The sequence below is a fragment of the Sphingobacterium sp. SRCM116780 genome, from assembly GCF_021442025.1.
Lineage (GTDB): Bacteria > Bacteroidota > Bacteroidia > Sphingobacteriales > Sphingobacteriaceae > Sphingobacterium.
Genome location: NZ_CP090446.1, coordinates 180269 through 192210, shown reverse-complemented (window position 1 = coordinate 192210; position 11942 = coordinate 180269). Strand labels below are relative to the sequence as shown.

Sequence of the window (11942 nt, the reverse complement as noted above, 5' to 3'; positions counted from 1 at the left end):
TTTTTGACCATACCAAAAAATAGAATCTGTGCCTGTCTATATGCTTTATAATATGGATCCTAACGATTTTGCTGACTCAGGTTCGCCGTTATGAATATCCATAACGAAATACTGGTGCTAGTTTTAATCTGGTTTGAGATGTTACAATTAACGATTTAACAGAACGAGCGTTAAAGTCGTTTGAACCCTATAGCTATTCATTACTGCTATATGCAGTGGGTAGCAAGATTGATCCATACACATCTGTTATGAGAGATAAGGATGTAAGCCCATAATACAAAAACAGGCCTTCGATATGATCAAGGGCCTGTTTTTGTATTATGGGCTTTTATCGGTTAGTTTGCCCGAACACAACGCACATGGTAATAATCGAAAAGTCCACTTGAACTTCCTGCAAAAGGAGTTCTTTGCGGCGCTGCTCCTGCAGCATCAGTTTTCATTTTTAAAGCATAATAACCAGGTGTATTTCCATCATTTGACCAATAGAAACCTTCATTAGGTTTAGACCAACTTCCTGAACCCCAATTAAATTGACCTAACATAGCAAATGTAACATTATCATTTGGATTACCATCACTTGTAAACTTGATATACGTAAAGCCAGAAGCTAGATCTTTGCCTGATGTTATTTGAGAGCTGTTGATCATTTTGTTAATTTCTGAAGAAGTAGGTGTTCTCCAATCTCCAGCAATACTTTGAGCATTAAGCACTCTTCTACAAGGATCTCCTGAGTTTGTAGCTGCAGAATTTCCTCCATCACCTACAGATGCCTTTGCATTATAAAAATAGGTATCATTAAAATTGTCATTATTAAATCTTCTAAATGGATTGTTGCTAATATATTGTGGTCTATTTGTACTTAATATGCTTCCATCATCATATAGATTCCCTTTAGCCCATTTTACTCCCTCTACAACAACAAAGTTTTTGGTAAATTTCATATACCAGTTGAGACTTAAATTTGTTGCTTCAGCTGCAGTATTGAATGTAAATGAATAAGGACCTGTATAGGTTTGACTAGTAGAAGAACTGTAGGCAACATTTAAGTTGGACACCTGTATAGTAGCTCCACCTGTTGTTGGACTAGCATCGTCTTTAATAAAATAGAAATAGCCTGCCATAACTGAATCCTTTGTAGTCGTCGGATTAACCTGTTGTAATGTCAGTGGAGAGGCATAACTAGTCGGAGTAAACGATGGCGTAGCTTTCGTCATCGTGTTCGATTTTAAGTCAAAATTACCTGTGTAAAAATTGCCTGCAACGGTATATTTTACATTTGCGGATACAATTCTAGCACCCAATCCTCTTGTGTCGACTACCGCACCTATACGCATTACCTTACGTGTAAATATAAGCGCCTGATTGATGTTTACCACTTGATTCGGATTGATATTAGGAATAGTAAATGTACCATTCACAAACAAAAAATCAGCATCTTGTTTTGTTGGCACTGTTGGAGTAGTATGATTCAAATCAGCTATACTTGCAGTCGTATTATACGAAAAGGCATAGTAAGCATATTCTACTCCTTTTTCCAAAGGAATTGGATCTGCTTGACCAGCAGTTAACTCAACAGAAGTTACAAAAGCACCTGTTGCATTATTGTAGATCATGACGCGATATTTAATACCAGTAGCCATAACTGCAGCACGTAACGTACGTGCCTGATTACCACTAGACAAGACACCGTTACCGACTTGGATAATCGACGTTTGTGTTTGTGGAGCAGCTTGTGATGTTTCTACATCAAAATCAGAAAAATTATAAATTTTCTGAATATTTCCCGTATTTGTACTGCGTGCTTGTTTTTCATTTGAAGCTGCAGTTCCTACAGTAGATGTTTCATTAGGATCCTGGATTCCTGCAATATTAAATAAAACAGAAGAACCATCAGCCGCTATCTTAGCACTTTCTTCATTTTTGGAGCAGCTCACAAAACTTTGAGTCAATCCAATGGCAAAAAGAGCCACGATACATATTTTAAATTTGTATGTTTTCATCTTAAATTCTAAATCTTTTTTTGAATATATCAATTACAATTCGATTGGACCAGTAGGGCTATCAACGTTCTGATCTACCCAATCTGGCGTTGTAGGGTTTAATTGATTTGGAGCGGTTCCTCCAAATGTTACAGCACCAGACAAAGCTGCTAATCCTTCCTCCATCTCAATCACACTACAGTTGATTAGAGGTTCTACATATTTATTCTTCATTATCATTGTTTTGTTTGTTTTTGTATTTTTTTGTAGTTAAATAACTATTAACTTAAATCAACTCGTTAAATAAATATAGTTTAGCAACTTGATTTAACATTTCGTTAACATTATCAGATATCCGTTGTCAAATATAGGTCATTTGATTAATTTTATTAACCTTTTATTTACTGATTTCATTAAACTGTAGTTAACAAACTACAGCATAAGCTCTAAAATATCAATTAATTAGGGTAATAAAACGCAGTTAAATCGGCATTAAAATGCAATTAAGTAGTAAATGTTAAAAATATTTCAAAAATTAAACCTTATTGTTAAAAAAACATTACTATGCAAGCATATTATTTAACTTTATATTACAACGTTTGTTAGACAATAAATTATACTAAACGGAAAACATGGGAATTTATTTTTTCTAATCAAGAAAATTGTAGCAAATACACTACAACCAAACTTTTGTATAGCAAAAAATACCTTAATTTCCAATAGAGTTTAATAATATTGCTGGGTTTTAATTATTTAAACGATGGGAAAATCGAAAATAATCTATTTAATACTTTTACTTTTAATCTTAGTTGGGCTATTTTGCTTACCATTAGTAAAAATTCCAATTTCAGTATCTGCTAAAGGGATTATTCGACCAATCGAGGAGAATAGTAAGGTTAGTTTAGCGGTCGGAGGAAGAGTATTAAATGCGAATATATTTGAAAATAATCAACAAGTAAATAAAGGAGACACCTTGCTTGTTATTGCTGCTGACCAGATCAGTAACAAAACTACACAACAGCAATTATTAGCATCTGACTATGCGTTACAGCTTGCTGACTTAAATAAACTTGTACGTGGTCAACGTAGTGGTCTACAAACAGGACAATATCAAAAAGAGGCTGCATCACTTTTTCAACGATTGGGAGAATTAAAAGCACAAACAACTTTGGCTGAAAAAGAATACCAAAGAGCAAAGAATCTTTTTGATCAAGGTGTAGCTTCCCAAGCAGAATATGAAAAAGCGCTGTATAACTATCAACAGCTTAAAAGTCAAAGCAATAGCATTACTGAGCAACAGTTAGCCCAATGGCAAGGTCAAAAACGAGATATCGAACGACAAATGCTCAATGTCAACACGGAAGCCAAACAATTAGAAATTGAAAGTGATAACTATATTATACGAGCTCCTATTTCTGGTAGACTTAACAATTATTCAGGTATCCGTCAGGGAAATTATGTCACAGTAGGCCAAGAGATCGTTCAGATCACTCCTGAAAACAGATTGATTGCTGAATGTATGGTTCCTTCTTCAGAAATTGGATTCATCAAGCAGGGGCAAAAAGTTCGATTTCAGATCGACACCTACAACTATAATCAATGGGGTATGATCGACGGAAAGGTATTAGACATTGATCAAAACATTGTTGTAAACGAACAATCTGGTGCCAGTTTTTTTAAAGTTCGATGCAAGTTGGACAAAAATTTCCTGAAGTTGCGGAATGGATTTAAGGCAACTATCTCCAAAGGTAATACGTTAACTGGACGTTTTTATCTGACTGACCGCACCCTTTGGCAACTGTTGTTTGATCGGGTTGACGATTGGTTTAATCCAAATTTGATTTAAGCAATATAAGAAGTTTCATCAATCATCATAAGTTTTATAAAGCTTATAAACAGAGATGAATATGAGTGACTCATGATACTTCATTGCTGTTCAAGAACAAATTATAATGAAAAAAGAAGTAGTAGTAAAACAACACGATATTCAGGACTGTGCAGCAGCATGTTTAGCCTCTATTTCAGCACATTTTGGCTTAATGATGCCGATTGCGAAAATAAGACAGCTCTGTCACACAGATACCAGAGGAACGAACATCCTTGGTGTAGTAGAAGGTCTTCAAGCATTAGGATTCTCGGCCAAAGGAGTTCGTGGAGATCTAAACGCATTGAGACAAATACCACTACCAGCTATCGCACATGTTGTCATGCACAATCAATTGCAACATTTTGTGGTCATCTATGAAGTTTCAAAAACCAAGATTAAAGTTATGGATCCTGGCCCTGGACGCATGGAAGAATACAGCATAGAAGAATTTGAAAAGATTTGGAAGGGTGTTTTAGTCATACTAGAGCCCAATGAGTATTTTGAACAGCGAAATGAAAAAGTTAGCACTTACAAAAGATTTTGGAATCTGGTACAACCACATCGTTACATTGCAGTACAAGCGCTTATTGGTGCTATCGTCTACACCGTTCTTGGGTTATCTACTTCCATCTATATACAAAAGATTTCCGACTATGTGCTAATCGATGGTAATACTCGGTTATTGAATTTATTGTCCATAGGTATGGTTGTTATTCTGATTTTTCAGATTTTCATCGGTACCATGAAAAGTATCTTAGTCTTACAGACAGGACAACGCATTGACCGTTATTTAATTCTAGGCTATTACAAGCACCTGCTTTCTCTACCCCAACGTTTTTTTGATACAATGCAGATTGGTGAGATTATTTCTCGGGTAAGTGATGCTGTGAAAATAAGATCCTTTATCAACGATGTCGCCATTCAAGTTGTTGTAAATTTTTTCATTGTCTTCTTTTCCTTTGCTTTGATGTTTACTTACAATTGGAAATTGGCCATGATCATGGTATTGGTTATTCCTTTTTATTTTGCCGTTTACTGGCTCACCAACTACTTCAATAAAAAGGTCGAACGCCGTATGATGGAAGAAGGGGCACAATTAGAGTCCCATCTCGTCGAATCGCTAAATGCTGTAAGAACGATCAAACAATTTGGAATTGACACTTATGCCAACAATAAAACGGATATTCGTTTCACAGTTTTATTAAAAACGATTTACAAATCCGTGATGAACGGAATCTTCACTTCAAATTCTTCAGAATTTCTTTCCCGATTATTTACAATTATCCTGTTATGGTCTGGTTCCTATTTTGTGATTAGTCAAGAGATGACTCCTGGTGAGCTTATTTCATTTTATGCATTAATCGGTTATTTCACAGGTCCGATATCTCAACTGATTGAAAGCAACAAGACGGTACAGAGTGCATTGATTGCATCTGATCGATTATTTGAGATCATGGATCTCGAACGAGAAGAAAACACAAATAAAATGGATCTTCATAAAGAACAGTTAGGAGACATTATATTTAACGATGTGCATTTCCGTTATGGTTCAAGAGAAGAAATCTTTCAGGGATTTAACTGTACAATCGAACTGCATAAAATGACAGCTATTGTAGGACCTAGTGGCTCTGGTAAAACAACTATAGCTGCACTTATTCAAAATCTATATCCAGTCAATAGTGGAAAGATCAGTATTGGTGAACTAGATGTCAGCTATATATCCAAATATTCCTTACGTAATTTAATCAGCATCGTTCCTCAACATCTGGATATTTTCTCAGGTAACCTCATAGAAAACATTGCTCTTGGAGAAGAATTTCCAGATCATACCCGTATTCTGCAGATATGTAAAGACATTGGTATTTTGGAGTTTATTGAATCCTTACCAAACAGTTTTCAAACTCACTTAGGAGAAAATGGTTCGTTGCTTTCAGGTGGCCAGCGCCAACGTATTGCTATTGCACGTGCTTTATATAAAAATCCTGAAATCATCATCTTGGACGAAGCGACCTCGTCTTTGGACTCAGATTCTGAAGATTATATACAACAAGCTTTAAAAACACTCCAAGATAACGGGAAAACTATTATTGTCATCGCACATCGGTTAAGCACAGTCACTTCAGCTGATAAAATAATGGTCATCAAAGAAGGTAAAATTGTGGAAGAAGGAAACCATACTCAACTATTACAAGACAAAGGTGTCTATTTTAATTTATGGAAAAAACAAACCAACATATTGTAATACGAGCAGAAATGAAAAAAATAGTTGTTATCATCCTATGTACAGCCTATTGCTTATTTGCCCAATTAGCTAAAGCTCAACCCTGGAAACTAGAACAATGCATCAATTATGGTTTGACCAATAGTTTTGCCGGACAAGCAAAACAGCTTAGTGAAGAGGATAAAAAGAACAATTTTCAGATGGCACGGTTCGACCGTTTACCCACTATCAAAGGTTATATGGAAAATCAGTCCAATTTTGGACAAACTCAAGATATGTATGGACGACAACAACGCAATGACAATTTGAATGGTAGTATTGGCATCAGTGGTGAAATTACACTATATTCTGGAGGAATTTTAAAAAAACAAATACAAAAAGCAAGCACTGATATAGAAACTGCTCATGTCGAAACCGATATTCAAAAACAGGATCTGACCATCCAAATCATTCGATCCTTTTTAGATGTTCTTTTACAAAAAGAAATATTAAAGACAAGAGATACGGCGGTTTATTTTGCAAGGACACAATATGAGAAAGCAGAAAAGACGACTAAAGCGGGGCAAACAGCGCAAACGATAGTCTACGAAGCCAATGCACAACTTGCAAGAGAGGAGCAACAGGCTGAAGTAGCAAAAATAGAAGTTAAACGATTATTGATGCGTTTAGCCCATCTTATTCAAGTGGAGCATTACGAAACCTTCGAGATAGAGGACAAATTCCCTGACGAACAGGTGATGCAATTATGGAGCTCAAGCAAAATCAACATCTGGATGGAGGAAGCTATTCGTAACAATCCACTACTCAAAAAATACGAGCCCATGCAGCGTTCTTTAGCGATGGAAGGCGCCATCTATAAAGCGCAAAGAAGACCTAGCTTAAAAGCAGGTGCAGCTATAGGTAGCCCCTTCTATTTTGGTTTAAATGGTCACAATGCATATGGATTGCCCAATAATAGCTTTTTCCCACAAATAAAGGATAATTTTTCACAGCAATTAACACTTTCGTTAAATATCCCAATATTTGATAAACATAAATCAAGCTCTCAGTATAGACAAAATTTAATTGCGATAGATCAGCTAAAAATCGAAGAAAAACAAGCCTATATTCAGCTCAAGCAAGATATAGAATCCATTCAATTTGACTATCAATCTTACTTTCAACAATATCAGTCTGCAAAAAAAGCGACCGAAAGTACTCGAATAGCACTCGATCACACCATAAAGAGTTACGATGCTGGACGTATCTCTGTATACGATGTCTATCAGTCCCGCAATCAGTTTCTAGCGACACAAAGTGAATGCCTTCAAGCAAAATACAAATGTTATTTCAGTGTGCAGTTATTGCAACTTTATATAGGACGATTACAAAAATCAGAATAGTATTTGAATCTACTAAATCATACATAACCTAATAATTAGCGCTCTGAAAAACATCCCTGTATAGCTGAAAAAAAGGTTAAAAAACAGCACAAATCAGCATTATAAAAAAGGTTAAAAAATTATCGTAAACAACTAGCTACAAGGAGTAAAAAAGCGATTGATATAATTTTTTTAAATAAAATTAAGTTTTATTTTTGTTAAGGTTAATCAAAAGAAAGATTGAAAAACCAAAGATTAATACAAAGGAAATTAAAAAAATTAAAAAAGATGAAAAATTTAGATTTAAACAAATTAGGCGTTCAAGAATTGAACACAAAAGAAATGCAAAATATTGAAGGTGGTACTTTTGGAACTATCGGACAAATTTTCAAAGTTGTTGGAAATTTTTTCTCTAACCTTGGTGGTATATTAGGTGGTGTTTTCAACATCTAATTATTGCATTTAGTTAAATAAAAAGGCACTTTCATCGCTGAAAGTGCCTTTTTATTTATACCTATAAATAGGCCTGATTACCGCTATTTTTTTGTTTCGATAGCTTTTAAGTATACTATATCTCCTACATACTCCGAGATCTTTTACAAGAACACATAAGCGTTTTAAAGCCTAATGCAACTACCCAACCCGAAATACTGTTTTTTTTCAGCAGACATAAATCCGAAAGATTAGAAGGCAAACCTTCCCTATAAAATAATAATATGAAATAGCGTTATTTTCCCATAATGCTGGTAAAATACAATCAGCAAAAACATACATATTAAAGACCTTGAGGCTATAGGATAAAGATCCATCTCAAGCTAAAAAGAAGTTCATATTCATTTCACTACAATCATTTATATTACTTTTTTAAGGGAAGATTACAGATCTGTCTAGTTTTTTGATTCTTTCCAAACAGAAATAGCGACTAACAGTCGATATACTTAACCATTGTAGGAAGCACAAGCCATAATCGTACTGCAATTTTACATATTAAGTACTCCTTTTATTTCTTTTGTATCTATTAGGAATCTTCACTACTTCAAGAATGAAGATGTTATATTAAAATTATTATTTCAGATTTTATAAACGATTTTGTGCGCTCATAGGTTTATACTATAAAAAGTTTTATCGTATACTTCTGTGATATGTCAGAAGGATTAAGTATCATAATTGCTAAAGAGATGAGCACAGAACAGTTATGGATAGGATGCTCGAGCTATACTACCCCTTCATGGCAAACGTTGTTTTATCCGACAGACTTACCAAAGAGTAAATGGTTCGCGTATTATTGTCAATATTTTAAAACATATGAATTCAATGCAACATTTTATCGTTTCCCAACTGTAAAAAATTTGTTATCATGGCATGATAAAACCCCTGATCATTTCGAGTTTAGTGTAAAGGTTCCAAAAATAATTACACACATTAAAAAACTTCAAGATTGCACGGAAGAAGTCAGTGATTTTTATCAGATAAGCAAAGAAGGATTAAAAAATAAACTGGCATGCATTCTATGGCAGTCCCCTCCTAGTTTTAGCTTTACCAGAGAAAGATTGGATTTGCTTATCAGCCTGATGGATTCACACTTTGAGAATGTTGTTGAATTCAGACATGTAAGTTGGTGTAATACCGAAGCAACAAAAGATCTGGAGAAAAATTCTATAACCTTCTGCAATCCAAACTATCCTCATCTCCCTACATCCATACAACAAACAACCACAACCGGTTATTTTCGTCTGCATGGCAATCCGCAATTATTTTATTCGGAATACAGCAAAAAGGAAATAACTGATCTTTATGAGGAAATAAAGAATTATGGATTTAAGAAGGTATATATTTATTTTAATAATACAGCGTCAACTGCTGCTATAAAAAATGCATTGCAGCTACTCGAATTGATAAAACAATAAATCTGTAAGAAGTGATCAGTTCATATAAATATGGCTATAAAGATTAATAACAAGAATTGCTAACTGTTATTCAATTTTTGTAAATCCTTGTCTTTCATCGCAATCTTTTATATTGAATTTCCCGTTTATATAGGCTGATTTTCCAACTGTTTTTTCTCCAGTCTCTAAATCCATACATAAACCATAGGAAATGGTCTTACTCGCATAGTCAAACGTTATTCTTTTCACTGGTAAACTATAATGACCCTTCCCATCTTCGACATGAGTGAAATTACATACGGTTAACATCATTTTTTTTCCAAAAGCGACCTTCTTTACATATATATTCTTTTTCTTTCGGAAAACAGTTGCATAATTACAAGAAAATACTAGTTCATCCATTTGGCTTATCAGCAAGAATTCTTGTAGGTTTAAATTGTGTATTTCGGTAAAATATTGGTGATATCTATTATCTTGCAATATAATCCGATCATCATTGATGATATAACTCCAATGATACGAGGTAGGACTGGAAAGATGATAAAGTATAAAATCACCTTTTTCAGATTTATATTTTTCTAACACAAAGTTGAGGGTATCGATCGTTTCTTTGAATTTATTTAGGTTCTTCAGATCAGTTTTTAAAATTGTCTCTTGTAATATATGTGTGAAATTTTGGAGATCAGGATCATTCTCTTCTGTACCACTATTTTTCGCTGCTTGATCATATGCTAACAAGCTATTTATTAAATTCGACTCTAAAGCCTCCTGTCCGAAAAGAAAAAGAGGTAAGAATACTGTTGACAGGATGAAGAGCAGTTTTTTCATTTCTTTTATTTTTTTTCGGTAGTATCATCCACATAATAAATCATATCTGCCAACCAGCTTCTTTGAACGGATACACGGACTTCTCCAGAGAACTTATTTAATCCTGGACGAGCAATCGCTCTACTCACCGTTCCATCTTCAAGCCTAATGCTCCATGTGGCTCTACTTTTTCCTATAGGCCTATACACCGCTATGATTTCAGCTTTCATTATTTGAGGGGTAACGAAAGCGACACTCAGCCATGACACATAAAAAAGGAATATGTAACCAATGAAATAAATTAAAACCCCAAGTCCAAGACTTTTCCAGAATTCTTTAAAAAAAATACGCCATCCCGATACATCAAAAAATAAGGTAAAAAGGGTAATGTACAGCAGAATACCTACACCCACGGCAACATATAAAACCCAAAGGTGATACGATAGGGGTAAATCCAGATAAGTTGGTAAGAGCAATGCTATTATAAGGATAGGTGGTAATAGCCAACTACTAATTTTTTTTACCGTTTCCATTTCTTATTGGTCCATTGTTATTTGTGTTTTCTTTTTCTAGATCTACTTAGCGCTTTATTAAGCATTAACCTCACTATTTTTTATATGATCTGTTTGTACAGCCCTAAAATAAAAAAAGCATTTCAAAAGAAACGCTTTTTTAAGATTTAATTAAAAAATAGTCGTTTTACAGAGACTCTACATCTTAAGAACTTACCCACGCCATCAAAATCAAGAAGGTATACAATATGAGTTTGTCTGCAAGATTTCAATTGTTTTCAATATATTCGTAACTAGAACGCTTGGATACGTTGTGCTAGCACAATTTTTTGACAGCAACAATTTGCATAGATTTTACGTTTTTTGTACCGCATCAAACCTCGTTCATAAACGATGATGGCAGAGCAATAGCCATTCATCAGATTTATTATGCAGATGATAGATGAGAACTCTTATAGCTCATTCCTTGTAGAAGGATAGTTTGATAATTTTTCCAAATTTTATTCCCGAAAAAATAAAGCAATCTACTTCTTCTCAAGCATAAAACTTGCGTCTTTCTAGTGAACCTTAAACAAAAACGCCCAAAGTCGAACACTTTGGGCGATAAACGAGTTATACCAGAATTGTTTTTTACATTATTTAATTTAACATTAGATCTCAGAAAATACATTGAAAATGTAGTTTAACTTACAACCACAATGTTTTACTAAAACATTTATTTGCTATCTATTCTTTAACCAATGCGGTTTGGGAACAGATTCAATAATATATGTTTAAATTTCAGAAAAGTTAATGCTTTAAAACTACTAAAACCTAAATTTAACAATATTGACTGATTTATTCACACTAATACTGATAATCAATTTTCATACTATAATTTGTAGAATCCCAAGTACCTTCCAACATCTTAATAAGTGCATCAATTATTTTAATTAACTCAGCTGTAGGAAATGGTTTTCTGCTGAATAATCTCTTAAAGTCCTTATCCTCTGTAGAAATAGCTTGTAGTTCTGTAACAGAAATATATGTTCCTTTAGCCTGCAATGTTGCTTTTACATTTTGTAAAACTTGAAGCATCAATTGTTCGTCTGATTGTGTAATAATATAATCGTTCCAACCAAGGGACATACTTCCTGTGGAGTAACCATCAATATGAAATTTAATAGAATAAAGTAAATCATCTTTATTAGTTAAATTATACTGTATCTTCTTTAATTCATCACAAATGTAACAGTATACTAATTGCATAAATTCTTCTTCTACCCAGAAGCCCTTATTATAATTATATTCAATAAATGTAGCTGACATA

The 11942-nt window shown here is 34.0% G+C and carries 10 protein-coding genes; 5 read left to right on the top strand and 5 right to left on the bottom strand.

What is annotated here, in order from left to right; all coding sequences use genetic code 11:
- Window positions 1-335: 335 nt before the first annotated feature.
- Together LZQ00_RS00770 and LZQ00_RS00765 are read right to left on the bottom strand one after the other, a co-directional pair.
- A complete protein-coding gene (locus LZQ00_RS00770) occupies window positions 336-2000 on the bottom strand; it encodes a hypothetical protein (RefSeq protein WP_234511068.1) in 1665 nt (554 codons plus the stop codon).
- 33 nt (window positions 2001-2033) lie between these two features.
- Window positions 2034-2213 carry a hypothetical protein gene (locus LZQ00_RS00765; protein ID WP_234511065.1) on the bottom strand — a complete coding sequence of 60 codons (180 nt, stop codon included), beginning with the start codon at window positions 2211-2213 and terminating at the stop codon, window positions 2034-2036.
- Window positions 2214-2739: 526 nt separating this feature from the next.
- Between LZQ00_RS00765 and LZQ00_RS00760 the strand changes: the two genes are divergently transcribed.
- The 5 genes from LZQ00_RS00760 (at window position 2740) to LZQ00_RS00740 (ending at window position 9335) form a co-directional block, all read left to right on the top strand.
- Entirely contained in the window at window positions 2740-3825 is a 1086-nt protein-coding gene (locus LZQ00_RS00760; protein ID WP_234511062.1) for an HlyD family secretion protein, read from the top strand.
- Window positions 3826-3931: 106 nt separating this feature from the next.
- The gene (locus tag LZQ00_RS00755) at window positions 3932-6088 is read left to right on the top strand and encodes a peptidase domain-containing ABC transporter (RefSeq protein WP_234511060.1); all 2157 of its coding nucleotides are present in this window, start codon (window positions 3932-3934) and stop codon (window positions 6086-6088) included.
- Window positions 6089-6099: 11 nt separating this feature from the next.
- Complete coding sequence (locus LZQ00_RS00750) at window positions 6100-7449, top strand: TolC family protein (protein ID WP_234511057.1); 1350 nt, start codon at window positions 6100-6102, stop codon at window positions 7447-7449.
- 267 nt (window positions 7450-7716) lie between these two features.
- Window positions 7717-7881: a bacteriocin gene (locus LZQ00_RS00745; RefSeq protein ID WP_234511054.1), complete on the top strand. Its 165-nt coding sequence runs from the start codon at window positions 7717-7719 to the stop codon at window positions 7879-7881.
- Window positions 7882-8570: 689 nt separating this feature from the next.
- Window positions 8571-9335, top strand: a complete 765-nt coding sequence (locus LZQ00_RS00740) for a DUF72 domain-containing protein (RefSeq protein ID WP_234511051.1) — start codon at window positions 8571-8573, stop codon at window positions 9333-9335.
- 66 nt (window positions 9336-9401) lie between these two features.
- Here the strand turns inward: LZQ00_RS00740 and LZQ00_RS00735 are convergent, their stop codons facing one another.
- From LZQ00_RS00735 to LZQ00_RS00725, 3 genes are all read right to left on the bottom strand, one after another.
- Complete coding sequence (locus LZQ00_RS00735; protein ID WP_234511049.1) at window positions 9402-10142, bottom strand: hypothetical protein; 741 nt, start codon at window positions 10140-10142, stop codon at window positions 9402-9404.
- Window positions 10143-10147: 5 nt separating this feature from the next.
- Window positions 10148-10654: a hypothetical protein gene (locus tag LZQ00_RS00730; protein ID WP_234511046.1), complete on the bottom strand. Its 507-nt coding sequence runs from the start codon at window positions 10652-10654 to the stop codon at window positions 10148-10150.
- 825 nt (window positions 10655-11479) lie between these two features.
- A complete protein-coding gene (locus LZQ00_RS00725; RefSeq protein ID WP_234511044.1) occupies window positions 11480-11941 on the bottom strand; it encodes a hypothetical protein in 462 nt (153 codons plus the stop codon).
- Window position 11942 lies beyond the last annotated feature (1 nt).

Coding starts and splice junctions, on each gene's coding strand:
- LZQ00_RS00735 (WP_234511049.1), bottom strand. CDS start 10,142: ATGAAAAAACTGCTCTTCATCCTGTCAACAGTATTCTTACCTCTTTTT.
- LZQ00_RS00765 (WP_234511065.1), bottom strand. CDS start 2,213: ATGAAGAATAAATATGTAGAACCTCTAATCAACTGTAGTGTGATTGAG.
- LZQ00_RS00740 (WP_234511051.1), top strand. CDS start 8,571: ATGTCAGAAGGATTAAGTATCATAATTGCTAAAGAGATGAGCACAGAA.
- LZQ00_RS00750 (WP_234511057.1), top strand. CDS start 6,100: ATGAAAAAAATAGTTGTTATCATCCTATGTACAGCCTATTGCTTATTT.
- LZQ00_RS00755 (WP_234511060.1), top strand. CDS start 3,932: ATGAAAAAAGAAGTAGTAGTAAAACAACACGATATTCAGGACTGTGCA.
- LZQ00_RS00770 (WP_234511068.1), bottom strand. CDS start 2,000: ATGAAAACATACAAATTTAAAATATGTATCGTGGCTCTTTTTGCCATT.
- LZQ00_RS00730 (WP_234511046.1), bottom strand. CDS start 10,654: ATGGAAACGGTAAAAAAAATTAGTAGTTGGCTATTACCACCTATCCTT.
- LZQ00_RS00745 (WP_234511054.1), top strand. CDS start 7,717: ATGAAAAATTTAGATTTAAACAAATTAGGCGTTCAAGAATTGAACACA.
- LZQ00_RS00760 (WP_234511062.1), top strand. CDS start 2,740: ATGGGAAAATCGAAAATAATCTATTTAATACTTTTACTTTTAATCTTA.
- LZQ00_RS00725 (WP_234511044.1), bottom strand. CDS start 11,941: ATGTCAGCTACATTTATTGAATATAATTATAATAAGGGCTTCTGGGTA.